We start from the raw sequence: 26,534 nt of genomic DNA, 5'->3' as shown, positions 1-26,534 counted from the left end.
TCTATACAAAACTTATAGAAAGTAAAAGGTTGTGCACTTTTCCGTCAAAAAATATGCGAACTCATAGACGAAAAATATTGAGCCTAACTGGTTTATTAGAAGTGTAATGTTTTGAGATCAAAAAAATTATCTATAGAGAGGCTGGGACTCCTAGCCGGGAGCAAGCATTGAGGTAGACAGGCCAGCCAGACAAAAAAGGGGCAGAGAATTACGAGGTAGGCGCTTTTAGGAGAGCAATAAAAAAGGCCGCACCATTAGGTGCGGCCTTTTGGAAAAACTCGCGATGTTAACCGGTTAGTTTTTCACAGCGACAGTGGCCTTTTCCTTTTTCGGAATCGGGAAGCCGCGATCGCGCATCAGCGCCTCAATATTGGCATCGCGACCGCGGAAAGAGCGGTAAGCATCTGCCGGGTCCAAAGCGTTGCGCGGAGCAAACAGGTATTTCACCAGTCTCGCAGCCACTTCCTTATCGTAGAAGCCGCCTTTGGATTCAGCGAATGCCTCAGCCGCGTCCGAAGTCAGTACATCGGCCCACATATAGCCGTAGTAGCTGGCAGCGTAGCCTTCACCGGAGAAGATATGGCCGAAGTGCGGGGAACGGTGACGCATCACCAGCTCATCGGGCATACCCAGCTTCTTCAGGGTTTCGCGCTCAAACTTGTCCGGATCGATGCCTTCCGGGTCCGCAGTGTGGAACTTCATATCCACCAGCGCCGATGCCAGGTACTCGGTCGTGGCAAAGCCCGAGTTAAACTTGGCCGCCTTCTTGATCTTCTTCACCAAATCAGCGGGAATCGGCTCACCGGTCTTATAGTGCACCAGGTAGTTGTCGATCACTGCATCGGTAGACAGCCAGCGCTCCAGCAACTGGGACTGAAACTCGGTGTAGTCGCGCACACCGCCGTTCAGGCTCGGGTAGGTCACATTGGATGCGAGGAAGTGCAGCGCGTGGCCAAACTCGTGGAAGAAGGTCTCCGCATCATCCCAGCTTACCAGCACGGGCTCACCTGGGGCGCCTTTGATAAAGTTGGAGTTGTTGGAAGAGAGAACGTTCTTCTTGCCATCAAAAGTGGAGTGATCGCGATACATGGTGGCCCAGGCGCCGGAGCGCTTGCCCTCGCGAGCATAGGGGTCCAGGTACCAGAGACCGATGTGATCGCCGCTGGTTTTATCGGTCACTTCCCAGACTTTAACGTCTTCGTGGAAGACCGGCACGGAACCTTCTTTCACCGGGGAGAATTTGAAGTTAAACAGTTCGCCCGCCACGTAGAACATGGCTTCACGCAGGTTATCCAGCTGTAGGTACTGCTTAACTTCATCGGAGTTCAGGTCATACTTGGCCTTGCGAACTTTTTCTGCGTAGTAGCGATAGTCCCAGGGCTCAATGGTGATATTGGCTTTCTCGGCATCCGCCACCGCCTGCATATCGGCCACTTCTTCCTTAACGCGAGCTACCGCTGCCGGCCACACCGCCTCCATCAGCTCCATAGCGCGCTCTGGGGACTTGGCCATGCGGTCGCGCAGGCGCCACTGGGCGTAGTTATCAAAGCCCAGTAGGCCGACGCGCTCATCGCGCAGCTTCAGGATTTCAGCGATGATGGCGTTGTTATCGCGCTCATCACCGTTGTCGCCACGGCTGTAGTAGTTGGTCCACACCTGCTCGCGCAACTCGCGATTGTCCGAGTATGTCAGGAAGGGGTCCATAGAGGAGCGAGTGTTAACAATCGCATACTTCCCTTTTTCACCCTTCTGCTCCGCCAGTGCTGCGGCTGCGGCAACAAAGGAATCCGGCAGGCCATCCAGCTGATCTTTACTCAGGAAGATATCGTAACCTTCCTCATCTGCCAGGACGTTATTGGAGAAGCGGGTGTAGAGCTCAGCCAAGCGCTTGTTGATTTTTGCATAGCGCGCCTTCTTTTCCCCTTCCAGGGTCGCGCCATTGGTTGCAAACAGGATATAGACCAACTCGACTACGCGCTTCTGTTCAGTGTCCAGATCCATCGATTCACGCTGATCATAAATAGACTGGATACGCTTAAAGAGTGCCTTATTTTGGTAAATCCTGGACTCGTAGTCAGCCCATAGCGGTGCCAGTTCGCGCTGGATCTTGCGGAATTCTTGGGAGGACATATTGCCGGCCCAGATTCCGTAATAGGTCGATGCGCGGCTCAACGCTGCGCCACTGCGTTCCATCGCGGCAAAGGTGTTGGCAAAAGTGGGCTCAGCGGGGTCTGCAGCAATGGCTTCCAGCTCCACCAAGTTTAATTCAATCCCCTTTTCAATCGCGGGCTTGAGATCTTCCAGGCTCATCTTGTCAAACGCAGGAACACCACCAAAGGGGCCTGTCCACTCCGCCAGAAGCATATTGCTGGCGTGCTCGGGGCTAACGGCCATGGACTCCTCGGCTTTCACGGTATCTTTAGCCACTTCAGCCTGCTGTGCTTTTTCACCACAACCGCCCACTACCGCAAGCGCTGCGGCCACGGATAGTGCGATCATTGTTTGACGCATCGGTATCTCCTCTAGGATAGAGCTTTGTAATCATTTTAAGAGCGCGAGTTTAACCCCAGTTGGCCCGTGCCTGCCAACACTACCGCAATTCAAAGTCACCACTGCGGTAGAATGAGAGAAATACACGACAATCCCCACATTTCTGACTAAAAAGTCTACTGGGTTCATTTAAGAGCATGACCTACCGCGAACAGGAGAATATCGACTTGGGGACTGCACCCAGTAAAGCCCAACGCAACTGAGTAGCAACACCACACCCCCGCTCAAAGCTAACCCGCAAAACTACACGCTCGCTGGCGGTCACTACACCCCTGCCCCTTCTAATACATATCAACAATCAGAAGACAAATACCAAAGACTTCCGCCAGCAATTATGCTGGCCGTTCAATGAATTATGCGATGCCGCTAACGATCAAAACCATTCGCAATTAAGGCCTGATTCCCACAAATAGCTAGGCCTTTCAAGTAGTTGCAACACGACTCTGCGCGCCTCGCCGAGCGGATCGCAACATAATACGGCGCTAGTTAGAGACCCTTTATTCAACTTTTTATAATTATTCCCATTAAAAATTACTAGCAACACTTCAAAACGATATTTATCCGGCTGATACAAATTGGTCAATATTTAAACAAAAAAGCGGCCCCCTTTTGTAGGCGCAAATCTGACTTATTAACGTATTCAACATTCGATCCTCAGATTAAAAGTTAGGGATAGACTCATGCAAAAAAAATCCATTTTTCCTCTGAGCGCGGCGATCGCACTCTTATCAATGGGTATTGCCACAGGCTCACAAGCGCAGACCGTTAGCTGTGGTGACGTTATTACTACACCAACCACTCTCGATGGCGATTTAGTGTGCACTATCGCCGACCCAGATGATGTCGCTATTACTATTGAAGGCCCCGCCGGCAGCCTATCCATGGGAGAGCACAGCTTAACCTGCTCCACCAATGAGTATGGCCTTGGCATCCTTTTGGAGGAAAGCGGCGCGCGGCTTTCAGGGGGTGAAGTTATCGGTTGCCACGATGCCGTTACTTTGGCGGGAAACGGCTCCCATACGGTAGCAGATGTCAACGTCAGCGACTTTGGTGATGATGCGGTCACTGTCAAAAGTGACAACAACCTTGTCAGCGATATGGAAGTTATCGGCGATGCCTCAGACTCTGATAACGGCATTGTTATCCGTGGGGACTTTAATGTTATTTATAGCAATACGGTTGAGGCTGCCGGTGACGAAGGCATCCTGATTAACGGCTCGTTTAATTCAGTCATTGCCAACGAAACAGTATATTCCAAGTATGATGGCATTGAAGTCAATGGCACCTTTAGCAATGTGCACGGCAATATCTCGGCCTTCAATGGTGGTAGCGGTATCGAAATAGATGATGACCTCAACACCATCTCGGGAAATACTATTGTAGGTAATGGTAACGGTGGTATTGATCTGGACCGGGGGGATGGCAACTCTATCAATGGTAATTATGTAATTAGCAACGGCACTTATGGGATATTTATTCTAGACTCCAAGCCCACCAACAATACCATCTCGGGCAATACCGCAACCGGCCAGACCTACGATCTCTATGATGCCGTCGACCCAGATTGCACCGGCAGTAATATCTGGGAAAATAATATTGCCACTACTGCCTCTCCATCCTGTCTAAATTTAATTTTAAATTAAACTCCTGAGGCCAACAGCGCACAGCGCTGTGAAGCGCCCCAGTCTTAGAGCGGGCCTGAAAGGCCCGCAAGGATTTTTCAGAGGCTTACTAAATAGGTCAAGCCATGTTGTACTCCACCTCCTAAAACTTTATCTGCAACTCTATTAACTTTAGGAACCTCCCTGCCGCAGAGTATTAATGCGCTAGAATACGGCGATATCATTACCGAATTCACCACACTGACAGAAGACCTTACCTGCGAGAACAGCAACTCACTCCCATGATATAGCCCTCACAGGCTAAGCCGCTGGGTTATCTGCCGGAACAATCAATGGCTGTCACGATGCGGTACTGCTTATAGAAGCGGGACTCCACATTATTGATAATCTCCACATCCCTCTCCCGCAGGACAATGCCATTGTGGTAAACAGCGGCAACACAGTCACCGACAATTACACTCTCGGTGATGGAGCCAGCTAGGATGACGATATGGGTATTAATGATAATTACAACTTTATTTGCGAAAATATTGTGAATATTCCGGTAATGAGGGCATAGAACTAAATGGTATTGCTAATATCCTGATAGGAAACACCATCATCCACTCAAACGACGTTGGGACTGAAATGGATGGCAATTTCTCTATTTTTATTTCAAAAACACCCCAAGGCAACGACAATAGCAGCATAGAAATAGGTGGGAGCTTTAATATCATTTTGAACAATAAAGCAACAGAGAGTGGGCCCTCCGCTATTTATCTTTCCGGCTTTGGATCTACCAACAACAATATTGCCTCAAGAAATCAAATTTTAGATCTTTTCGATCTATTCGAAAGTGAAGATTGTAGTATCAATAGTAATTTCTGCTCAGGCAATGCCTTCGCGAACGCAGCCCCAAGCTGCCAGGAATAGCCCCCGAACAACTTCGGAGTATTAATTGGGGACCTCTATATTGCTTGCGCCTATTCCCGGCCTGATTTGTCTCACCCTGTGCGCCGCCAATACCGGAGAGCTTGCTGAGAATTAACTTTGCTCAGGGACTCTATAAGCCCACCTGGTGAATAACCGAGCTATTATCTGCCACTTTATTTCTGTCCAGTTCCAAGCGGGCACGCCTCATATTGGCATAACTGGTGGTCTGGGCCGAACTCAAAGCGCTGTTTAATACTCAATAAATAGTCCAGCAGTGCCGAAACCCTCTTTGGTTTACTGGCGCCGGGTCGATAAACCAGATAAATAGGCATATAAATCGCGTGCCAATCGGGAAATATCCGGATCAGCTCCAGCCTCTCCAGCTCACAGATCATACTGTTAACCGGAATTTGGGCGATGCCCACCCCTGCCGCCGCAGCCCTTTTAGCGGTTTCCGGATTGTCGCAATGGAAATTACTTCGTACCTCAACAGATTCGGTTCGCTCCTCGGAAACCAGAGTCCAAAAAGCGGCTTCCTGGCCTGTGCCGGCAGTAATGCAATTATGCTGGCTGAGATCCTCTGGTGATTCAGGTACGCCATGCTCTCTTAAATAATCCGGGCTGGCGACCAGCACCTGGGTTGTATAGCCAATCTCTCTCGCCACCAGGCGCTCGTCTGCGACCCTCCCGACACGAACTGCCAGGTCGATCCCCCGAACAAAGAGATCATCAAATACATTGGAAAGCTCCAGAGAGACCTGGGCTTTGGGCCACTGCTGTAGAAATGGAGGGAGGATATATTGGGCCAGGTAACTCCCCATCGCCGGAGGGGCCGATATCCGCAGCAGGCCCTGTACTTGCTGCTCTATATCCCGCACATCCTCGCGCAGGGACTTAAACTCCTCCACCAGCAGAGAGACCCGGCGCAGGGCGACCTTGCCCGCATCGGTAATCTCGATTTTCCGTGTGGAGCGCTCCAGCAGCTTGGCTTGCAGCTGCTCTTCCAGCTTGGAAATGGCCTTGCTCACTGTGGACTTAGGTAACCCCAGCTCATCGGCACACTGGGTTAGGCTCATCAACCGGCAAGTCGTTACAAAGATCGCCAAAGTTCGAAAGTCAATAGTTTCTAAATTACGAACAATCAATTTCAAAAGCCCCTATTGTTTCAATTTCGGCACAAGCATAGTCTGTACAGCATTGATGAACAACAGCATTTTGCCACCCTATTTAAGGTATACTAAGATGACTCCAATACAGGATTTGTTTTCAAGCATTCAACTAGGGGATGTGAAGCTCGCTAACCGCGCGGTAATGGCCCCTCTTACTCGCTCAAGGGCTAAAGATCACGTACCCACCCCTTTAATGGCGGAATATTACGCACAGCGGGCAGGCGCCGGCCTGATTATTGCCGAGGCCACCATGGTCGCCGAAGGCACCTCCGCGTTTATTTCCGAACCCGGTATCTATTCCCAAGAGCAAATTGAAGGCTGGCGGCAGGTGACCGACGCCGTTCACGCAAAGGGCGGCAAGATATTCCTGCAACTGTGGCATGGTGGACGAGCCAGTCATCCCGACTTGAACGGCGGTACAACCGCAGTAGCGGCCAGCCCAATCGCTATTGACGATACCGTTCACACACCGGATGGAAAAAAGCCCTACACCACCCCAAGATCTCTTGAAACCGAGGAGATTCCGGGGATTGTTGCCGCTTTCAGACAGGGCGCAATCCATGCGAAAGAGGCCGGCTTTGATGGCGTTGAGGTTCACGGTGCCAACGGTTATCTCTTGGACAGCTTTCTACGGGATGGCTCAAACCTGCGAACTGACCAGTATGGCGGGTCTTTAGAGAATCGCGCACGCCTGCTCTTTGAAGTCCTGGAGGCCGTTATCGAGGTCTGGGGTTCGGGCAGGGTCGGACTCAGAACATCCCCATTAAATGGGTTCAACAGTATGCGTGACAGCGACCCCGAGGGGCACACCCGCTGGCTCGCCACTGAGCTGAATGCTTACAACCTGGCCTACTGGCACCTGATGCGAGCAGACTTCCTGGGCGAGCAGCTAGGCGATGTACTCACCCCGGCGAGGGAAGAGTACAAGGGCAACCTGATAGGCAATATGGGCTATGGACGGGATGAGGCCAACGAGGCCATCGGCCAGCAGCAGGTGGACGCGGTAGCCTTCGGCGTTCCATACCTGGCAAATCCGGACCTACTCGAACGCTTTAAAGCAAATGCCCATTTGAATGAAGCAGACCCAACTACTTTCTACACCGGTGGGGCAAACGGCTATACCGATTACCCCACTATGTCCTAACATCGCAGAAGCGCGCAGGTCACTCGCCTTAAGCGGGCGGCCTGCGCCGCTCACGGAATCAGCTGTTCTCGCGGAGTGGATTTTTACATTATTGGTCGATGAGACCAATGCAGAACTCAACAACCCCAAACCCATATGGCACTTACAACCCCATTTTATGTGGCTTAAATTATTTGCCTACAAGTAAAGGCCTTAGCAGCACTCTGGTCACCATTGTAGATCGTAAGAGCAAAATTCATCTTGGGAGAGGGGCCTAAGTGAGAATACTAATGATCTACTGCGTCAGTACTTTCCTAAACAAACTAATTTCAAGCTTGTGGACCAAGCAGATGTCGAAGCAGCTATTGAGCGTTTAAATAATCGTCCGAGAAAGATGTTGGGCTATAAAACCCCGAAACAAGTCATGGGAGAATATACGACCTGTCGCAGCAGCCTAAAGAGTGATACACTTCAGAGTTGAATGCAGGTTTCATATTTCCCCCTAATTTATATATATTAACCTGGACACCCCTCATCCCAGCTCACCAAGCATATGGGGCCACGCACTATGATCACTCAATCCTTTCCCACTCTCTATTTCCAGGCTTAGAATATATCTGTATTTTCACATCACTGATCTTGCCGTATAAACCGGCCACAGGTGTAAAGCCCAGAAAAAATAAACCAACTGTCCGAAGTCTTGTTAGATGTGAGCGAAAGTTAAAGTGAGCATTTAAATGCTCACTTTTTACTTTACTGTAAAATAAGGCTGATTACGGGCACCAGCCAAGCATAATTTTCCTGCTCAGCAGAAACTCTGAAATTGGCTACTGTCAGAGAACGCTCATTAAGAACTCGAGCATTATCCTCAAGATCTACGGACCCTGTAACATCTCCATTTATAGAAACATCTGGATTAGACCAGTACTGAATTCTGTCACCACCAGAATCGGATGAGCAGCCATAGGCCATTACAGTTCTCCAGGTTCCCGGTGTTGTATTGCAGTAGCCATGGCCGTAGGGGAAGGGTTCTGTGCTAGGGTCGGTAGACACAATATGCCTCGCGCCCATCAAATGCCCAATTTCATGACCAAAACTGAAATAACCTGCTGCACACGCCTCTTTCGCAGCGGCTAGAGCGTTAGACTCTACGGCACTAATCACTGTGGCCTGCCCACAGCCACCGTAATCATTCCCCGTTAATATCATCATGATGTCCGCATTATACAGCTCTCTTAACTGTAATAGCTCAGCCGTTTCTGCATTGCTGGAATTAGAAAAGAAGCTCAGATCATCCGAAAAGCTGCCGCTATCCTCATAGCTGGTCTTGTAAGCATGGACTATTTTGACGGAAGTATTTATCTGGCTATTTGCATAAGACGTATTTGTCTCCTCCTCCAAAAGATCCATATAGGCCGAAACATCACCAGCATCCGCTTCAAATGCACTGGTATAGGCAACGAGAACTGTGATTTCACTGCCAGAATCTAAAGCACTTTCGGCTGACAAAGGGGGCGACACCTCTGAATTTAGGGAGCCATCAAAACTCTCATAATAGTTGCGGTCGTGATCTATAAAATTTGAAGTTGAGACCTCTGTAATTACAATCTCATTATCCAGGCCTGGTCTCACCTTATATAGCTTACCCTGCACCTGAATAGACCCTACAACTTTACCATTATTCTCCGCCATAGTGATAAAATCAGCAGCTCCAGCCCCAAACCCAGAGAAGGACAATTTTCCCTTACCCTTACGTACGCTGCGTATATTGAAGTGAAGCTTCTTTCCATTTAGAGATAGCTCAATACCATCTCCCTTTTTTACCCCTTTAAGCTCATCATTAAAGCGCCCCCGAGTAGCTGAAACGCCTTTAATTCGATCTATCTCTTCAAACTTTTCGATTAGCAGATTATATTTACTACCCTCTTCCGCAGAAGAAAGAGAGGCAATTATAGCCAGCAAACAGAAGGTTAATACTCGATATATCTTCATTAATATAACTCCCATTATTAGACCAATCTATCAATTGGCTAAGCAGTGATTTTAGGAGTGGATAGAAGTCTCACGAACATTAACGGAGACTACCACACCCATAAATAGTCAAAGTATAACTGACTTCACTTTGTATTATACGTCTTTAAATCCGGATTGGCTGGATGCCTTACTCACATAAATAGCGGCAGATATTTCCGCACAGCATGCAAATCACACCCAGCCAAGCAAATCAAAATTCACCTAAAATCATCGAATATAAACGGCGACAATCTTAGGCCTTCCCCCCAATGAACACTGACTTTCACTAATCACAACACTCACCTCCCTTTCCGCCAAGTGAGCACTTAACGCCATTGATAACATTTGGTCAAAATTTTCTGAAGTATCATCGGCCTGGGCCAGCTTACTATTACTATAATTACATCCAGCCGGATCAGGTGAATCGATAGAGCTCAGCACTAAATTAATTCGCTTATCAGACCAGCCACCCGTTAAGTAATCTATTTTTGTCCATCCACTGACCACTTCAGCTGCAGACTGACCCGAAAGAAAAAGTAACGTAGTAAAGAGCAATATTTTCTTCATAGTAATATCCATATTTCACTATCAATTGAGGGACCGCTGAAATAAGCCCGCACCCTAAAATAGGATTGAATAACAATCAACCGCAAGGAAAATAACGCAACACAAACCATATATCAAGCCAGCTCGTCAGAACAGAAGCTGAATGCAAAAGCAGGCGCCATAAAATTCATAAAGAGGATTTTATTTAGAAAACAGGTCTATCAACTCCCTAACTTCACCACCGGCTTAAGGCATACCCACTTGCTCATCAGCTCTAATTATCAGCGCACCCAACCCCAAAACAGAGAGAAAACTCATGGTCCAGATACACATCAGACCAAAACGGTGGGCAATGATACTTTGATATGAAAATGAATATTGGTACTGATGATGCAACAGGAATTGCACATAGCGCGGGGTAATTCTGGGCAGATCGGAGCGGGAAAAATAAAGGCACAGGTTAGAGCCAAGGCCGAGCACCCCTTCCGCCACATAAAAGGCTGGCGAAAACACTGAACACCTGTACTAACAGGCTTTACGAACTTATTAACAAGGAGAAAATATCTACCCACCTAACGGCTGTACGCTTAAAGCCCATTTTTTAAACCACTCAATCTAACTTCGGGAGAAGATCTGGCTCATCAGAGCCCCCACTTCGTCATTACTCTGTAAGCTCAAAAAATCTCAACTGCAAGCTTTCTTTACATAACAAATTTAATGTTACTAAAGGCGCATACTTTTATACCCCACCTCACAGCTTGACTTTACATTATTTAGCGATTACACGATGCAACTTGTAAGATTTAATACCTCCAATATCCAATTCCTCATTGTAGCAATGTACGGTGGCCGATTTCCCCGACATATACAACGAGATAATTAACGAGGTGAACTCTTTCTCCTCATAGGAAACGTGGCACCTAATAAATGCACCGCCATCCTGCTCAAATTTAGCGATTGAATAATCCCTATCGATCCCTGTGTTGAACTGAACAAACTCAGTAATCTTGGCATCCTCAACGCTTTCCCATGCGAAAACATTGAGGGATAAAGACAACAAAATAGGCGTCAGGGGACTTATTTTTAGCATATTCATTTTGTAATTAACTCCTTATGTATAAAGAGGATATCCCTCCCCCATCTCAACAATCAAGAAGAGACATGTAAATACATTGCCAGCAAATATAGGCTAGTCAAACACATCCACCCTCAAAACTTTCGGAGCCCAACCCCCAACTGGCAAGCACTCCTTATCACTATATTCAAATTTAACTTTTTTATTTGACATGAAAGCCAATAGCGTTACAGATAACACACTTCTTCCTGCCTCACCAGATGTATCAATCGCCACAACGGAAGTAGTTGCACATTCACTCTCAAACGAATCCCCCCAACTTGTCTCAGCCCAAACCACCGAAACTGAGGATGTCGATGAAGATATGCGCTTAATTTCATCTATTTCAGTTTCTAAAGCCCAAATATTAACTGAATAAACCAGCAATAATACCACTATTATTATTTTCACCCTTATTCCACCTTCAAATTATTAAATGATATTCCGCTAATTTTACTGCAACCCTGCTAGAGGGTACATTAAGACCTAGATTATCAATAACTCAACCCACCACTCAAATATTATTAAAAAATAAAATTGACATTCAAGACTGAACTAACACCTCCCCCCATCAACACTTAGCCCTGACTACTATCGGGCAGTGCTATGACTAGAGACTCCGGTGGAGTGCTATCCATTATCAAGCAGTGATTCAGTCTCCACATTTCTTCGTTTTATCTCGACACACAGGACATGCAGAACCACTCTGCCATAGCTCCATAATGGCTACCTTCTTATTATTTGTCGGGTTAAGCAGAAGGTTTACTATGAAACTTCCAGCATAGTCAAGCTGCTCGAATCTCTCAAATTGTCAATACGTCTCGTTCTATATGCCATGACCCGATAACCCCCGCCGATCCGCCGCGACCTCACCAATGCGGTTGCTTTACCTGAACTTCGATGGCCTTACGCATCTCGCAACCGGAACTCATTTTATTACCGGAGCGATGCCAGTACTTCAGGGCCACTATAATCCCTATGGTCCATAGTATTCTCTATGTACGCTTCACATAACTTATTCGCAGAGAAAAAATGATTTTTCTACTCCGCTCTAAACCCAACACTCGATATAGATGGCTGGTTAGATCTAATCCGACAAGGATTTTCACCTAGCAAGAAACACCAAGCTTTGCTTGGTGCACTAACGCCTCAAACAGCTGTCGCCATGAGCGAAGCGATATTTTTGACGGCCTAATCACGAAACGGCGTCGCTATTTTGGTTAGCCGGGCCTTTCACCATGCTGGGTAAATATTACGAATTAACACACCATTACCCATACATGTATCAGCGCTAGTTCCCTGAATTTTTACTGGTTTATTTGCCATTAACAATGCAAGAAGAGTGGAGTAAGATGCCTTATCAGCATCTGTATTCAGATAGCCCGTCCATTGATCCGCACCGCAATTATTTTCAGATATAGTAGCACCTGAAATTTTTAAAATAAAACGCTGAGCAGAGTCATCAGATCCATTAGGGTCTTGATGAATTTGCAGTGAGCCGATATCCCCTTGCTCTTCAGGCAATGCAAATGCTAAAGAGGAAGCAACTAGAGATAGCCCAATCATTACTTTTTTCAACCTTCAACTCCTTATTAACGTTTAATACTTTAACAATAGACTGGAAAAAGTTACACCGAGATCCTGTCCAAATTTTTAACAGAAAAACTGATTAATTCTTTATACTTCACCCAACTTTTCACTTCAATTCTTCCCACCAATGGGCGACCATCTCTGACACTACAATCAGAGTCAGAGTAAAAAATGTAAATTTATTTGTCATAACTACTGAAAAAGCTGTTGAATACAGGTTTTCAGGGCCACCATTAATAACAAAAAATGCCTAACTCTCATCATCTACCGCACGACCTAGGGCAGCAGAAAAATCATCTACTAGCTGAATTGATCCATATATAACACCACCATCTTTCATGATACCGACTTGCCCCCCAACGGGTTCAACGGTAGGGTACACATTAGATGTATGAGTTAAGATTGCAAGAAGACTTGCAAAACTCAAACATTTTTCATTACCATATCCATCACGATTTAAAAATCTATTGCCACCAACAAGAAGGTCTGGCGGTTCAGGCAGCGTCTTATCTGACGACTACGCTTGGTTTTGTTAGAGATTTATGGGCCAGCTCGAATACTTGAAATCATTTTAATATTGACGATATTACAAGAATCAGACTCATCGACCGCTATATCTTTTTTCCATTAGTGTTGCTAAATTTACGCTATATTGAGCATCATTAATTATTGTAAACCGGTTATATTGCTCCTACAACACTTCCGGGAGTTCTAGCCTAGCAGCCCCGGGGGTTTGTAGCTCTGTAAGTCGACTATAGATAGCTCTGGGCCACTCTAGACTTTCGATAAAGCAGGCCTCACTAAGCACTCCCTCCATCACTTTAAGGCTCCAGATTTTTAAAACCGCCCGAAGTATTGAGCATGGTAAAGCTACGCGAATCGCTTCCGCAAAGCTCTGGACTTAACCTCACCCAACTCTAAACTTTATTATTAAGCTAAAACTTATAGCTTAATTACACCAATACAAGGAATCACCTTAATACCCCAAAAGAAATATGTTCAATAGTCAGGAATATCAACAAAGCGATAATTAAAACCTTACAAATAAAATAAATCAAAAATGCGTCAACCATCAAAATATACGGCAACAATCAAGGGCCTATCCAGCTCGCAACCACCGCTATAAATAACTAAACTTATTGGTTTATCGGCAATATAGGAACTAAGCAGCATTGATTTCGTCATTTCAGGTGCGTTAGATGACAAAATATACTTATCAGTAGTCGAACATTTAGCGGGATTTGTTTTTTCAGGCTCATCTGTATTTACGAATATACTTCCCGAACTCCAACTTTCCAACTTATTTATAGAAACATTTTCCGTACTGGAGTTTGCCAAAACTTCAACCCCTACCACCAACAAAAACAGGGTTATGAATAGCTTGTAGCGCATGATTTCCCCTTAAAAATATTAGAAAAAAATAGAATACACCCTCACTAAAGACCTAATGATAAAACATAGCTAGATCCTTAACCCACCAAAAGCGCCTTTTTTTCGTATAGCCAATGCATACGAAACCTTCAAGTCAAAACTATCACTTTAAACCCATAGAATTCAACCCTGTATTTGGTTCCAAAGTGCACCCATTAATTATCTCAAAAAAAGAACGACCAACTAGAAGCAACCTCTAACCCTTCTTCTCCCCCAAGAGGTTAAGTAAGGATAAAACATTACCAAAATCTGACCGAAGAACAGCGATGCCAGATTTTGATACTAAAAAAATAGATTGGTGTTACCCAGCCAACAATCGGTAGAGAACTCATTCATAATCGTGGTGAAAAAGACTATCGCTATAATCAAGCTCAACGGGCAACGACAGACCAGAAGGGAAGCCTATCAATTAACCGTAAGGCTATTTACCTGAATGCCTGACTCGACAAGCAATGTAGCGGAGGATTTACATCGAAAAATATCAACAATTTACCGATAAAAATCTTTTTCGCACAGAAATATTAGTGAGACTTGAACACAAAGATCTATTTTGCACATTTGTATTCACCTTGGGAGAGGGGCCTGAACGAGAAGACTAATAGACCGCTGCGCCAGTACGCTCCGAGAACAAGCTGGAGCATAAAATTCCCAGACAGATAATGGGAAAATATACGGCTGCCACAGCGGCCTAAAGGGTGATACCAGCAAGACTCTTAATTCATATAAATATCTTTAATCACGGGCCAAGTTCCACCCCAATAAATACCTGATGTGCAACCATCAATCCAGAAAGAAATTGTCTTTTGAGCCGTATATGCAGCCAAAATAGATGACATGAATCGGCTGCTGCCAGGAGTATCGTCAAGCTCGACCATATAACCTCCATCATTGTCACAACCACTAGGATTTTGTATATCTCTACTGAAATATAACCTAATAAGATTACCAGACTTAGGGATGTACAACTGGGTAATCTCACCTGCTCCCGATCCCACACCTGCACCATTTACGTTGCCAGCCAAAACAAACAATAACAAAAATAAATATTTCACTTTCTTCTCCTTATCAATATCAATATCAAATATTTAAAATTTCGCACTATTAGCCCCACCAAACAGAAATCATTGCGCTAGTAACGAAGCCCGCATTCGACTCTGAACCTTAAGCTTTATAAACCCAGCCGCACTATAAGCAACAAGCCTCAAGGCAATAATTAACAAATATGGAGGTCATATTTTTACTCTACATACCGGAATGTCCTATCAAGCCTCACCAGTAAGAGAGGCGGCAATTTACCTACACATCCATTAACTCATAGATAGACGGCCCTTACGCAATACCATTCTTGACTATCATAGAAATTAATTATATTCAATGATATAAATTATGATCAGCCTGTATTTTCACCACTAAAAACACCTTCATTGGTGAATTCAGTTTCAGTTAGAAAGAAAAGCGAACCCAACCCACGGTCGAACGATTACCTTCGCAAACCTCTAAATCATGAAAATCAATTTTCTTACCAGTTGTGTATGCGGTTAAAACTATTGAAAATTTACGACTTTCTATAGACTCTGTTGGGTTTTTTACGCGATACCATGTACCACCACAACTATTACCTCCAGACACCTTAAATTCAAACTGGGTCTCATCATCCAGCTTATAAACCGTATCCAGCTCTTGATCAAATATATCTTGCCCAGCCAAACAAAACTAAGAAATAAGCAAGCCTACTACTACAACAATTATACCCATATTGAAACCCTCTAAGTTATCAGGCAATTAATTAACTGGTGTATAGTATGTTCTGCGAGATTAGCAGTTCACTGCCAGAGCCAAATTAAGTTCAATAAAGAAGTATGCTCGAATCAAAAACCCCAAAATAGCGTATATTATTAACGCTACGAGAATCAATGTCATACTGATATAAATGGCAGAATAATCCTTAAATTTACGATCCACTCACTGATTATTTAGTCATCTATGAAAGCAGGCACTCATCTCCAGCACAAAATGATGAAGACTTGCAAGCCGACCCACACTAAATTTTGTCACCTGACCCTGAATGGTGTTATCAAATTAAAAACCAGCTGTAATTTACTTAATTTTTTCGAAAAAGCCGAATATCACGCACAACCGGCCGGTGCAGATCTAATCCTTACGAAGAGATCTCCGCCTTTATTTACAAGCCTGGTATCTGTTAAATTAAAGACTAACGACAAATGGCTAACGCCACTTATGTAAAGAATGGAACAATCTTCTTGCAGCTATGGCAAAGTAGGCGAGCCAGTCATTCTGACCTGAACGACAGGAAAGCAACGGCAGCAACTGGCCCTATCATTATTGATGATGCGGTTCACACACCGGTGGGGCAAACGGCTATACCGATTACCCCGCCATGTCCTAACGGCGTAGAAGCGCACAGGTCGCTCGCCTTAAGCCGGCGACCTGCGCCGCTCCTGCACATCCCCATCACTCACGGAATCAGCAGTTCTCGCGGAATGGATTTTCACATTATTGATCAGTGAGACCAGCACAAAACTCAGCAGCATCAGCAGGTACCATGAACTGAGCTTTGCCAGTGAAACCATTTCCCACTGGTGGGACTGGTTAGGATAAACCCATATATTGGCAAAAGTGGCAATATTTTCCGCAAACCAAATAAACAGCGCCACCAGTAACCAGCCCAAGAGTAATGGCATATAGCGGTGTTTTTCAACGACCTTAAAATAAATATTGGTTCGATAAAACATCAGGATTGTCCCCGCCAGTAAAGCCCAGCGAAAATCCCAAATATAATGATGCGTAAAGAAGTTAATATAGATCAGCACCACCAGAACGACAGTCAGCGTTTTTGATGGGTAGTGAGAGTACTCAAACTCAAAGATTCGCCAAACCCTGGCGATATAACTGCCCACGGCACTATACATAAATCCGGTAAACAGGGGGACATTGCCAATACCAAAAATGTACTCTTCCGGATAACTCCAGGAACCAATGGCATCAGAGGTTTTAAATACCTCCATAACCGTGGCAACGAAGTGGAATACCACAATAACAATCGACTCTCTGAAAGTCTCCAACTTGGTCGCCAACAGGAAAAGCTGAAAGGCAATCGCGGCAAGAAAGATAAAGTCGTACCGGTGTATCGATTCCAGCGGGTACCAGTAGCTGGTTACAATCATAATACCCAGCAGAAAACCGCCGAACATACAAGCGTAAGCCTGCCTTAAACCAAACAACCAAAACTCATAGATATATCGCTTCACATCTACACTTGATAACACTGCAAACAACACCTAATCAGAAGAGAGAACCCTGTATTAGAAAACTGCTACAGGATACCACCAGCCTTTGAATGGCCGCCCCAACGGGAAGGCGACCGACGGCCAAACACTATATTCTTAAGCCCAACAAGCTAGCGGATCAGAACATTTTTGAAGCCAAACTCTTTGCTCCCAGACCTAAAGCCGAGATTCAAAACCTCCGTATACTGCTCGGGCACATCAAAAAATACGACTTCCAACTCGGCTTCTGCCCCCCGGGGCAGCTCCAGGTACACTATACCCCGCACTGCCTGCCCGCCTCTAAAGGCCTCATACTCCTTAAAAACTGCGCCGTCTTTCATAACCAAGCGCCAGGAAGAAAAGCGGATTTTTTGGGCGCTTCTGCGGTTAGTCACCGTCATACGACACTGCACGGTCCCCCCCTGGCGAGCGCAATGATCATGCTGAATTTCCACCCCTTGCAGATATACAACACCTCCCTCAGACGTTGTTTTCGGCAGCCCCGCAACAAAATCCGGGCTGTGGTACTCCTTACCCAGAAGAAAAAACGAGAAGCAAGAGATCGAATAAGCCAGAACTACCACTACAGCAAATAGATAGCGGTTTTTCAGATAACTCCAAATACAGAGAGATAAAGAGGTACACACAATGACAATTGCCATAAAGGCGACAAAATACTCAGGGCGCCATATACCGGAGAGATAGATCATGGGATCGGGAAACAAATACTGAATAAGCGCCCACAACAGCGCAATCAGTGCCGATAACACCCCCAGTATTTTTGCAGCCAATAGCCGCCTACGGCTTGCCGAGTAATAATCATCTACCCTATCTATCATTTTTCTCTGTCCCTATACATCCAGGTTTCAGCAGCTCTAATCAGCAGTACCGGCAGCAGCTTCAAACCCATATAAAATGGTACATGATACAGAATTAAAGGCTGAAATCGATTACACGCAATTGCTCTGCGGTAACTTGGTTGCCCCCCTACCACCCTAATACATGATTAGAAGCTCAAATAGACAAGCTAATCACCACCACAGGAGGAACCACTATCTGATCCGCTATCGAACCAGTCATCACTCCTGCCGCTACGCGATGAGCCGGACCATCCCGCCATGAAACCGACACCAAATACAATCAGCATTATCGCGTAAATATCCAGTTCTACAGCAATAGCCTGGTAGGCCCCCAGCCCGACAAGACACAACCCCAGTAAAAAACTCAGAACACGCCTCATATTACATTTCCTATATCAAAACTTATTCCACCACCAAAGATTTAAATATACCTTCGTTCGAGCAGTTTTAAAAACCGCCAAGCACTCAAGTATAAGGAAGTACAATTAGTAAAACCTAAAATATATTATAAATAAGTTGACTAATAGGGCTGCGAATAATTTATCAGGTGGGCCGCTCAAAAAATCAGCTACTCACAAGCGGGTGGCATAAAAAAACCCCTTACCAAGCAACACGCTTGCAGTAAGAGGTTTTTCTTCTTGCTGTACGGAGATAATCTTAGCTAAGCAATTCGTCCCGCACGCAACCACTCAGAAACACAAAACGCCAGCTCCAAAACTTGGTCAGCATTCAAACGCGGATCGCATTGGGTGCGGTAGCAGCTGGCGAGATCAGCTTCAGAAATCTTCCAGGCCCCGCCTGTACATTCCGTCACATGCTCACCGGTCATCTCCAGGTGAATACCACCCGGATGACTCCCCTCGGCCCAGTGTACCGAGAAGAAATCGCGAATTTCCCGCAGAATCTTATCAAAATCCCGGGTTTTATAGCCTGTTCCCGCTTTGACGGTATTGCCGTGCATGGGATCGGTACTCCACACCACTGAGCGCCCCTCGGCCTGTACCGCGCGCACCAGCGCCGGCAGCTTTTCTCCCAGGGTATCGGCCCCCATACGGGTGATCAGAGTAAGGCGCCCCGCGTCATTCTGCGGGTTAAGCTTGTCGATTAAACGCAGTAGCTCATCCGGCTGCATATTGGGGCCAACTTTCACTCCGATCGGGTTGCAGACACCGGAGAGAAATTCAACGTGGGCACCATCTAATTGGCGGGTACGCTCGCCAATCCACAGCATATGTGCCGAACAGTCATACCATTTTCCGGTCAGGCTATCGGTACGGGTCAGGGCCTGTTCGTATTCGAGCAAAAGTGCTTCGTGAGATGTGTAGAGCATCGTTTCACGAATAACCGGCGTATTATCTGAGGTAACACCACAGACCGCCATAAATTCCAGGGCCTCCTGGAGGCGCTCCGCCAATTGAGCGTACTTCTCCCGCTGCGGATTGTTTTTCAGGAAACTGAGATTCCACTTATGTACCTGGTGCAGATCCGCCAAACCACCTTGGGCAAAGGCCCGCAATAGGTTTAGAGTCGCGGCAGATTGGTTATAGGCGGTTACCATCCGCTGCGGGTCCGGTGTCCGCGCCTCAGCCGTAAAATCGATACCGTTAACAATATCGCCACGGTAGCTAGGTAATTCAACGCCACTCACCGTCTCGGTATTGGCCGAACGGGGCTTGGCGTACTGGCCCGCCATTCTCGCTACCTTCACTACCGGCAGATTACCGGCAAAGGTGAGCACCACGGCCATTTGCAGCAACACCTTGAAAGTATCGCGAATACGATTTGCATGGAAATCGGCAAAGGACTCCGCACAATCACCGCCCTGCAAGAGGAAAGCCTTACCCTCGGCAACTTGGGCCAACTGGCGGCGCAGTTCACGGGCCTCTGCGGCAAAGACTAGCGGTGGATGCCCGGCAAGCTGTTGCGCGACCCGGGTAACCTCTTCGCCAGAGGTGTATTGGGGCTGCTGATGTGCGGTGAAGTTTCGCCAGCTCTGGGGGGTCCAAATTTGGGATGGGGATTCGGGCGCAGGGGGATCTAGCTCAACTTCCATTTTCCACTCTTATCGGCTAACAAATAAATTTAAGGGTAAGCGTATCGCTCACCCTTAAATGTGCCGAATTTACAGCACGCTGGCAACAGCCTTGCAGAAGTATTCCATATTATTGGAGCTTAAACCGGCAATACTGATGCGGCTCGAGTCCACCATATAAATGGAATAGTCTTTTTGTAACTGCTGTACCTGTTCCGGATTAATACCCAGGAATGAGAACATGCCTTTCTGCTGGCGAATAAAGCCAAACTCACCTGCAGCACCAGCGGCAACCAGCCCCTCTACCAGGCCAGCACGCAAACTGTTGATGCGTTCACGCATCTCGGTAAGCTCTGCTTCCCAATTCGCCTTCAGCCCCGCATCCCCAAGAATAGATTCTACGATAGCGGCACCGTGGGAAGGCGGCATGGAGTAATTACCGCGAATGGCGCTCAGCATCTGGCTGTGACCTTTATCGGCAGCCTCGCCATTTGCATAAATCACCATCGCCAAGCCGACACGCTCGCGGTAAAGGCCAAAATTTTTCGAACAGGAAGCGGCAACCAGCATTTCCGGTACCGATTCGGCCATCAGGCGCAGACCGTAGGCGTCCTCTTCCAGGCTCTCTCCAAATCCCTGATAAGCCATATCAATAAACGGGGTAAAGCCCTGCTTTTGCGCCATCTCCGCCAACACCTTCCACTGCTCGCGGGACAGGTCCGCGCCACAGGGGTTGTGACAGCAGGCGTGGAACAACACTACATCGCCCTCACCCACATCTTTCAGGGTCTCGACCATCTTGTCGAATTGCAGGCTGCTGGTAGCGCGATCGTAATAGGGGTAGCTCTTGATTTGCAGGCCCGCATTGCCCAGCAGGGGTACGTGGTTGGCCCAAGTGGGATCACTCACCCACACGGTCGCTCCGGCTTTGGCCCGATTAATCAGCTCCGCCAACACCCTCAATGCACCACAGCCACCGGGGGTTTGTGCCGAGCGCACGCGCCCACCCACAAGCGCCGGGTGGCCAGCCCCCAGAACCAGCTCCTGCATCGCGGCATTAAAGCCCGGCGTACCCGCTGGACCGATATAGGCTTTGGTTTCCTCGCTCTGCAACAAGCGAGTCTCCGCTTCCTTTACCGCTTGCAGAACGGCGGTGTGCCCGGCTTCATCCTTGTAGACACCAACACCGAGGTCAATTTTGCTGGGGTTTTCATCCGCGCGGTAACTGGCCAAAAGGCCCAGGATCGGATCTGGCGGAAGACTGTTTAAATGCTCAAACATCTGAAAACTCCTCTTAGTTATGTCATTTATTCATTAACGAGGCCGCGCTCAGTCCACTCCTTTGCGCGCACCATCAACTTATCAATAATGCCGTCTAACTGCCCCCGCTCCTCATCGGACAGGGAGGCCATTAGGTCATTCTCGTACTGGTGAGCCAGCGGCACTATGCGAGCGTAAATATCGCGCCCCAACTCCGACAGGTTCAACACCTGGCGGCGCCTGTCCCCGGGATCTTCACTGCGGGTAATGTAATCATTCTTTAACAGGGAGGAGACAGCGCGGCTGATAGCCACTTTATCCATCGCAGTCTGCTCAACCAGCTCAGCGGCGGATAGGTCGGGAAAGCGACCCAAAATCGCCATCACCCGCCACGCGGGAATGGTGAGGTGGAAGCGCGCACCATAAGCTTGCGCAATAGCATTACTCACCCGGTTAGAGAGTACCGAAAGGCGATATGGTAAGAATTTCTCCAGGCGCAGCTCGTCGTTTTCAACAACAGTGGGTCGCGTGTTTTGATCAATATTCATGGCTGCCCTCAAACCTACCTGCTCGGGAATCCCGGTTGTACCTGATGTCCAATTTAACTAACATTGGTTTCAATTGTAACCACTTTTGGCACAAATACTTCTCTGACAGTGACCGGCCCCGATGAAAAAATGGCCGGACAGTATAGGTTTTTTTGCGCCATTTTTGCGAGCTAATTGGCTCTATAGCGCAAGAAATTTGCGTGTAGGGGCCATTGAGATGTGCAACTTTTCACCACCCTTGCAAAGCAGTTGCCCCAAAGCGAGGCCACACAATGAAACAGTGGATCAGCTTTCCCCGCACGGAAGGAAATACCAGCCGCCAAGCCCACGCGGATTTCCCGGCAAACAGCTATGAGCGAGAGATGGGCAAAGAGGGGTTCTTCGGCCCCTGCACCCATTTTTATCACCGCAACCCGCCGACGGGCTGGAGCCAGTTTGAAGGCCCACTGCGCCCCCACGCTTTCGATAGCACCCAAATGCAACACAGCGGCCAGAGCCCCTGGGACCAAAAACCCATTCTGCGCAATCAGGATAGTCAGGTTGCCCTCTGGTGCTGCCGGACCCCGATGGATCACCTAGTCCGCAATGCCGATGGCGACCAGTTGCTATTTGTACACAACGGCAGCGGGGCGCTGTTTTGCGATTTTGGCCACCTCTCCATTCGCGACGGCGACTATATACTACTGCCCCGAGGCACCCTGTGGCGCCTGACTCCCACCGAGGATGAGCCCCTGGAGCTATTGATGGTGGAGGCACTAGGTAGCCATTTCCAGCTCCCGGAAAAAGGGATTGTCGGGCCCAACGCAATTTTTGACCCGGCAATATTAGATGTGCCCCGTATGGATGCGGCGTTTCGCGATCAACAGGGTGAAGATGAGTGGCGAGTGGTGGTCAAGGCCCGGCAGCAGCTATCGATCATCACCTACCCCTTCAACCCATTGGATGCCTGTGGCTGGACCGGGGATAACCTGGCCGTACGCGTCAACTGGCGCGATATACGCCCACTGATGAGCCACCGCTACCATCTGCCGCCCTCAGCTCACACCACCTTTGTGGCACAGGGCTTTGTCGTGGCCACTTTTGTGCCGCGCCCGATTGAGAGTGACCCCGGCGCATTAAAGGTTCCCTTCTTCCACAACAATGATGACTTCGACGAACTTATCTTCTATCACCGGGGTAACTTTTTTAGCCGCGACAATATCCACCCCGGCATGCTCACCCTACACCCCATGGGATTTACCCACGGTCCCCACCCCAAGGCATTTGCCACCGGTGCCCGCCACGCGCGCAAGGAAACCGACGAGGTGGCCGTAATGATCGACAGCCGCACCCCTTGGGATATTCTCCCAGACGCCCATGCCGTGGAACTGGCAGATTATGTAAACTCCTGGAAACCCAAGTGAACAAGTCGTATCCAGACGGCAACTAAAGGCTGGCAAGCCAGCCCAACATTAAAACAAAGAAAAGGAAAAGCAATGGACCTTTACGGATACTTCCGCTCATCCGCCAGCTATCGGGTGCGCATCGCCCTTAACCTGAAGGGCCTGGAATATGAGTATCACCCGGTAAACCTGCTCAAGGGGGATCAACACGGTGAAAGCTATCGCGCGCTAAATCCCCAGGGACTGCTGCCAACGCTGAATGACGGTGACATCAGCCTCACCCAGTCCCTCGCCATTTTGGAGTGGCTGGATGAAACCCACCCCGAGCCGGCACTCCTGCCGAAGTCTCCTGAGGCCCGCGCACATATCCGCGCACTCGCACACAACATCGCCAGCGATATCCAGCCCATACAGAATCTCAGGGTTCTAAAGTATCTCCAAGCCGAACTCAAAGTGAGCGATGAACAAAAAATACAGTGGATTCAACACTGGATACACCTGGGTTTCTCCGCACTGGAGACACAGCTTAAACCGACCCCCTTCGCCGCTGGCGATACACCCGGTCTATTCGAATGCTGCCTGCTACCGCAGATATACAGTGCGGAGCGCTTTGGCCTGGATATGACCCAATATCCCAAAATCCAGGAAATTGCCGCAGCCTGTAGTGAACTGCCCGCCTTTATCGAGGCCCACCCCTCGAAACAACCAGACTGTATTGTATAACCTCACCTGCGGATGCCCGCTCCCACCGGGTATCCGCCCTATTCCCGCTTGCCACACTCCACCGCCTGTGGTTAATATCGCCCCTGGATTGAAACAATAATTTAAATAAAAAAGCTGGCTCCACTGCTGTGCCACTCAACCAAGGGGATCACTATGAATTCTCAAGATCAAACCTCCGATAAAGAGAGGGCCGTCATTGAGCATGTCAAAAAGCTCAAGAGTTTCTACCAGCACCTAATCACCTACCTGCTGGTTATTTCCGGGCTCGTCATAGTCAATTTAATATTCTCTCCCGAATACCTATGGTCACTATGGGCAGCTTTCGGCTGGGGTATCGGCCTCGCCTCCCACGCTATTGGCACTTTCAATCTCTTTGACTTCTTTGGCGAAGACTGGGAGAAAAAGCAGGTAGAAAAAAGAATGGGAAAAAAATAAAGGCTGGCTCAGCTACGATTAAACGCAGTCAGCACAAGCTTTACTACAGCTGCCTATTTTGGCTACGGGGGCGCATCTCACCCACGCGCTCTCTCACAAATCGACCCAGCACTGCGGCAGTGTTCAACTTTTTAACAAAAATACCCCTTAAATATCTGTACCTGAAAAATATCTGAGTGTCTTCCCCCCCAGCAAAGGACACAAACCCCAGCATAAAATCTCAGTAACAAATTATTAACACGCTTTTTATATAACAAACCACAACTACAGTACTCAACCCGACAACAGGAACCCTAATGCCCTCCCATAAAATCTCTGCCGGTATCTTATGCTTATCGATCCTTACCCCTCTGGCCACCAACAGTAATGCCAACTCACTTCACTGGCCCGATTATCGAGCAGAAACCATCAGCGAAGAGCATCGTATCGATGAAATTTATTATTTACAGCCCCATAACAGCTATGAGCGGCTAGAGAGTGGGGAAACCTTGACAGACTGGTTAGACAAAGGCTTCCGATCACTGGAGATTGATATTGTAGATCACGATTCCTGGCAGGGAAGCAGTCTCGGCCCCTATGTCTCCCACGGCCAATCAGATATTGGCAACCATATGTGCAACAGTAACGGGGATGATGACCGCCTGAAACACTGCCTAGACGATATTAAATCCTGGCTGTCCAGCAATACCATCGAAGCACCACTAATGCTATATATCGATATGAAAACCAATTTGGATTGGTTTAATGCTTGGTATGCCGATGAGATTTATTTACTAGACCAGTATATCCAACAAGAATTGGGAGATCTCCAGTATAGCTACCAGGATATGTTGACACACTTGCAGCAAAGCTCCCCCTCAACAAACTATCGCAACACACTAAAAAATATTGGCTGGCCCAGTGTTGACAGCTTGCTAAGCAACAATAAGAAAGTGATTGTTGTTTTCACCGGTGGGCAAACAGGCAATGTCAATGACCGAATGGAATCCACCCTGGACAGCTATGACATACATGCGTTCTTGTGCCCAGACATAGATACCGCAGATCCAGAGGAATTTTCTGGCAACATCGACTCAATAGACAGCGATAGCTCACAAAAAATATTCTGTGGTAATGTTCAAGCCGGTGACCACTACCAGATTACTGCCAATGCCGCTTCCGAGAGCAAACAACTGATGCACCTGTGGGATAGCTCTGGCGATTTTAGTAATACCGATTACGGCTATATATTTATCGCAATCGCACAGGGTGCGACTGCAATCGGTATGGACCCAGACACAGTAGCCACCACTCCAGACTATGCCGGCACGACAATTCCTTTTGTCGGGGTAAGAAGAAGCCTACCCGGATATATGCAACTTCGCTCCGCCTCAAACACTGATTTGTGCATGACTGTTTCCCAAGGTTATAGCAATGGCTCCAACCTAAATATGAACCGCTGTGATTCCAGTGATAAGCAGCAATTTGTTTACACTGCCGAGGGCCAGCTCCGCCCCAAGGGCAACAACAAGTACTGTGTTGACTACAATACCGGCTCCGCCGACAACGGCGATAAAATGCACCTGTGGGATTGCGATGGTGGCAACTCAGAGAAGTGGCAAATTCAGGAAAATGGCACTATTCAGAACCGTGATGAAGACTGGTCCTACTGCATAGATGCGCCGGGCAGTTCAACCGAGGAGGGGGAGCGTCTTCAGGTTTACAAGTGTGACGAAAATGATAAGAGTCAACAGTTTGTGTTAGAAGCAGTCGACGACTGGGAGCAAGATAGCTTTTAGAATTTTTAGGCCATATCCTACAGAACTTGCCCCCAAGCAAAGGGGGGGTAGCCTCTCGACATAAAAAGCCTATTCGACCGAATGGGCTTTTTATGAAAAAACGACACTTAAAAATAACAAGTATCAAGTTCTGAGCTTGAGAAACATACATATAGCGGT

General features: G+C 47.6%; 23 protein-coding genes and 1 pseudogene. 8 read left to right on the top strand and 16 right to left on the bottom strand.

The window, feature by feature from the left end; translation table 11 throughout:
* Positions 1 to 294: 294 nt before the first annotated feature.
* Positions 295 to 2,511, bottom strand: coding sequence for a M3 family metallopeptidase (locus ACJJIF_RS02430; RefSeq protein ID WP_444930655.1), 2,217 nt, complete (start codon positions 2,509 to 2,511; stop codon positions 295 to 297).
* A 719-nt stretch (positions 2,512 to 3,230) separates the two neighbouring features.
* Here ACJJIF_RS02430 and ACJJIF_RS02425 point away from each other — a divergent pair.
* Together ACJJIF_RS02425 and ACJJIF_RS02420 are read left to right on the top strand one after the other, a co-directional pair.
* Entirely contained in the window at positions 3,231 to 4,193 is a 963-nt protein-coding gene (locus ACJJIF_RS02425) for a right-handed parallel beta-helix repeat-containing protein (RefSeq protein WP_444930654.1), read from the top strand.
* A 606-nt stretch (positions 4,194 to 4,799) separates the two neighbouring features.
* Entirely contained in the window at positions 4,800 to 5,084 is a 285-nt protein-coding gene (locus ACJJIF_RS02420) for a hypothetical protein (protein WP_444930653.1), read from the top strand.
* A gap of 173 nt (positions 5,085 to 5,257) precedes the next feature.
* Here ACJJIF_RS02420 and ACJJIF_RS02415 read toward each other — a convergent pair whose 3' ends face one another.
* Positions 5,258 to 6,229, bottom strand: coding sequence for a LysR family transcriptional regulator (locus tag ACJJIF_RS02415; protein WP_444930652.1), 972 nt, complete (start codon positions 6,227 to 6,229; stop codon positions 5,258 to 5,260).
* A 97-nt stretch (positions 6,230 to 6,326) separates the two neighbouring features.
* On the opposite strand from ACJJIF_RS02415, the gene ACJJIF_RS02410 reads away from it, so the two are divergent.
* Together ACJJIF_RS02410 and ACJJIF_RS02405 are read left to right on the top strand one after the other, a co-directional pair.
* Entirely contained in the window at positions 6,327 to 7,397 is a 1,071-nt protein-coding gene (locus ACJJIF_RS02410; RefSeq protein ID WP_444930651.1) for an alkene reductase, read from the top strand.
* Between the two features lie 238 nt (positions 7,398 to 7,635).
* Positions 7,636 to 7,857, top strand: a pseudogene (locus ACJJIF_RS02405) (transposase); the annotation flags it as partial.
* Positions 7,858 to 8,129: 272 nt separating this feature from the next.
* Here ACJJIF_RS02405 and ACJJIF_RS02400 read toward each other — a convergent pair.
* From ACJJIF_RS02400 to ACJJIF_RS02335, 14 genes are all read right to left on the bottom strand, one after another.
* A complete protein-coding gene (locus ACJJIF_RS02400; RefSeq protein ID WP_444930650.1) occupies positions 8,130 to 9,368 on the bottom strand; it encodes a M12 family metallo-peptidase in 1,239 nt (412 codons plus the stop codon).
* 249 nt (positions 9,369 to 9,617) lie between these two features.
* Entirely contained in the window at positions 9,618 to 9,956 is a 339-nt protein-coding gene (locus ACJJIF_RS02395; RefSeq protein ID WP_444930649.1) for a hypothetical protein, read from the bottom strand.
* A gap of 748 nt (positions 9,957 to 10,704) precedes the next feature.
* A complete protein-coding gene (locus tag ACJJIF_RS02390; protein WP_444930648.1) occupies positions 10,705 to 11,031 on the bottom strand; it encodes a hypothetical protein in 327 nt (108 codons plus the stop codon).
* A 93-nt stretch (positions 11,032 to 11,124) separates the two neighbouring features.
* Positions 11,125 to 11,460, bottom strand: a complete 336-nt coding sequence (locus tag ACJJIF_RS02385; protein ID WP_444930647.1) for a hypothetical protein — start codon at positions 11,458 to 11,460, stop codon at positions 11,125 to 11,127.
* 822 nt (positions 11,461 to 12,282) lie between these two features.
* Positions 12,283 to 12,627 (bottom strand): hypothetical protein, encoded by a 345-nt coding sequence (locus tag ACJJIF_RS02380; protein ID WP_444930646.1) that lies wholly within the window; start codon positions 12,625 to 12,627, stop codon positions 12,283 to 12,285.
* Positions 12,628 to 13,704: 1,077 nt separating this feature from the next.
* The gene (locus ACJJIF_RS02375; protein ID WP_444930645.1) at positions 13,705 to 14,031 is read right to left on the bottom strand and encodes a hypothetical protein; all 327 of its coding nucleotides are present in this window, start codon (positions 14,029 to 14,031) and stop codon (positions 13,705 to 13,707) included.
* 752 nt (positions 14,032 to 14,783) lie between these two features.
* A complete protein-coding gene (locus ACJJIF_RS02370) occupies positions 14,784 to 15,122 on the bottom strand; it encodes a hypothetical protein (RefSeq protein WP_444930644.1) in 339 nt (112 codons plus the stop codon).
* Between the two features lie 391 nt (positions 15,123 to 15,513).
* Complete coding sequence (locus ACJJIF_RS02365) at positions 15,514 to 15,777, bottom strand: hypothetical protein (protein ID WP_444930643.1); 264 nt, start codon at positions 15,775 to 15,777, stop codon at positions 15,514 to 15,516.
* A 728-nt stretch (positions 15,778 to 16,505) separates the two neighbouring features.
* On the bottom strand, positions 16,506 to 17,357 hold the full coding sequence (locus tag ACJJIF_RS02360; RefSeq protein WP_444930642.1) for a DUF817 domain-containing protein: 852 nt from the start codon (positions 17,355 to 17,357) through the stop codon (positions 16,506 to 16,508).
* A gap of 131 nt (positions 17,358 to 17,488) precedes the next feature.
* The gene (locus ACJJIF_RS02355) at positions 17,489 to 18,196 is read right to left on the bottom strand and encodes a hypothetical protein (protein WP_444930641.1); all 708 of its coding nucleotides are present in this window, start codon (positions 18,194 to 18,196) and stop codon (positions 17,489 to 17,491) included.
* 188 nt (positions 18,197 to 18,384) lie between these two features.
* On the bottom strand, positions 18,385 to 18,597 hold the full coding sequence (locus ACJJIF_RS02350) for a hypothetical protein (protein ID WP_444930640.1): 213 nt from the start codon (positions 18,595 to 18,597) through the stop codon (positions 18,385 to 18,387).
* A 281-nt stretch (positions 18,598 to 18,878) separates the two neighbouring features.
* Positions 18,879 to 20,270, bottom strand: coding sequence for a class II 3-deoxy-7-phosphoheptulonate synthase (locus ACJJIF_RS02345; RefSeq protein ID WP_444930639.1), 1,392 nt, complete (start codon positions 20,268 to 20,270; stop codon positions 18,879 to 18,881).
* 69 nt (positions 20,271 to 20,339) lie between these two features.
* Positions 20,340 to 21,530, bottom strand: a complete 1,191-nt coding sequence (locus tag ACJJIF_RS02340) for an amino acid aminotransferase (protein WP_444930638.1) — start codon at positions 21,528 to 21,530, stop codon at positions 20,340 to 20,342.
* A 26-nt stretch (positions 21,531 to 21,556) separates the two neighbouring features.
* Positions 21,557 to 22,057 carry a MarR family winged helix-turn-helix transcriptional regulator gene (locus ACJJIF_RS02335; protein ID WP_444930637.1) on the bottom strand — a complete coding sequence of 167 codons (501 nt, stop codon included), beginning with the start codon at positions 22,055 to 22,057 and terminating at the stop codon, positions 21,557 to 21,559.
* A 272-nt stretch (positions 22,058 to 22,329) separates the two neighbouring features.
* Between ACJJIF_RS02335 and ACJJIF_RS02330 the strand changes: the two genes are divergently transcribed.
* From ACJJIF_RS02330 to ACJJIF_RS02315, 4 genes are all read left to right on the top strand, one after another.
* A complete protein-coding gene (locus tag ACJJIF_RS02330; RefSeq protein WP_444930636.1) occupies positions 22,330 to 23,460 on the top strand; it encodes a homogentisate 1,2-dioxygenase in 1,131 nt (376 codons plus the stop codon).
* A 72-nt stretch (positions 23,461 to 23,532) separates the two neighbouring features.
* Entirely contained in the window at positions 23,533 to 24,162 is a 630-nt protein-coding gene (maiA, locus tag ACJJIF_RS02325) for a maleylacetoacetate isomerase (RefSeq protein WP_444930635.1), read from the top strand.
* Between the two features lie 153 nt (positions 24,163 to 24,315).
* Positions 24,316 to 24,597, top strand: coding sequence for a 2TM domain-containing protein (locus ACJJIF_RS02320; protein WP_444930634.1), 282 nt, complete (start codon positions 24,316 to 24,318; stop codon positions 24,595 to 24,597).
* Between the two features lie 296 nt (positions 24,598 to 24,893).
* Positions 24,894 to 26,375: a ricin-type beta-trefoil lectin domain protein gene (locus ACJJIF_RS02315; RefSeq protein WP_444930633.1), complete on the top strand. Its 1,482-nt coding sequence runs from the start codon at positions 24,894 to 24,896 to the stop codon at positions 26,373 to 26,375.
* Positions 26,376 to 26,534: the final 159 nt, after the last annotated feature.

The organism is Microbulbifer regidiadema (SeqCode) (genome assembly GCF_052467605.1).
The sequence above is the reverse complement of the archived record's forward strand: the minus strand, read 5'-3'. Positions and strand labels throughout refer to the sequence as shown.

What these genes read in the sequence shown, in the direction of transcription:
- ACJJIF_RS02430 (WP_444930655.1), bottom strand. Translation starts at nt 2,511, where the DNA reads ATGCGTCAAACAATGATCGCACTATCCGTGGCCGCAGCGCTTGCGGTA.
- ACJJIF_RS02425 (WP_444930654.1), top strand. Translation starts at nt 3,231, where the DNA reads ATGCAAAAAAAATCCATTTTTCCTCTGAGCGCGGCGATCGCACTCTTA.
- ACJJIF_RS02420 (WP_444930653.1), top strand. Translation starts at nt 4,800, where the DNA reads ATGGATGGCAATTTCTCTATTTTTATTTCAAAAACACCCCAAGGCAAC.
- ACJJIF_RS02410 (WP_444930651.1), top strand. Translation starts at nt 6,327, where the DNA reads ATGACTCCAATACAGGATTTGTTTTCAAGCATTCAACTAGGGGATGTG.
- ACJJIF_RS02400 (WP_444930650.1), bottom strand. Translation starts at nt 9,368, where the DNA reads ATGAAGATATATCGAGTATTAACCTTCTGTTTGCTGGCTATAATTGCC.
- ACJJIF_RS02395 (WP_444930649.1), bottom strand. Translation starts at nt 9,956, where the DNA reads ATGAAGAAAATATTGCTCTTTACTACGTTACTTTTTCTTTCGGGTCAG.
- ACJJIF_RS02390 (WP_444930648.1), bottom strand. Translation starts at nt 11,031, where the DNA reads ATGAATATGCTAAAAATAAGTCCCCTGACGCCTATTTTGTTGTCTTTA.
- ACJJIF_RS02375 (WP_444930645.1), bottom strand. Translation starts at nt 14,031, where the DNA reads ATGCGCTACAAGCTATTCATAACCCTGTTTTTGTTGGTGGTAGGGGTT.
- ACJJIF_RS02355 (WP_444930641.1), bottom strand. Translation starts at nt 18,196, where the DNA reads ATGATAGATAGGGTAGATGATTATTACTCGGCAAGCCGTAGGCGGCTA.
- ACJJIF_RS02350 (WP_444930640.1), bottom strand. Translation starts at nt 18,597, where the DNA reads ATGAGGCGTGTTCTGAGTTTTTTACTGGGGTTGTGTCTTGTCGGGCTG.
- ACJJIF_RS02345 (WP_444930639.1), bottom strand. Translation starts at nt 20,270, where the DNA reads ATGGAAGTTGAGCTAGATCCCCCTGCGCCCGAATCCCCATCCCAAATT.
- ACJJIF_RS02340 (WP_444930638.1), bottom strand. Translation starts at nt 21,530, where the DNA reads ATGTTTGAGCATTTAAACAGTCTTCCGCCAGATCCGATCCTGGGCCTT.
- ACJJIF_RS02335 (WP_444930637.1), bottom strand. Translation starts at nt 22,057, where the DNA reads ATGAATATTGATCAAAACACGCGACCCACTGTTGTTGAAAACGACGAG.
- ACJJIF_RS02330 (WP_444930636.1), top strand. Translation starts at nt 22,330, where the DNA reads ATGAAACAGTGGATCAGCTTTCCCCGCACGGAAGGAAATACCAGCCGC.
- maiA (WP_444930635.1), top strand. Translation starts at nt 23,533, where the DNA reads ATGGACCTTTACGGATACTTCCGCTCATCCGCCAGCTATCGGGTGCGC.
- ACJJIF_RS02320 (WP_444930634.1), top strand. Translation starts at nt 24,316, where the DNA reads ATGAATTCTCAAGATCAAACCTCCGATAAAGAGAGGGCCGTCATTGAG.
- ACJJIF_RS02315 (WP_444930633.1), top strand. Translation starts at nt 24,894, where the DNA reads ATGCCCTCCCATAAAATCTCTGCCGGTATCTTATGCTTATCGATCCTT.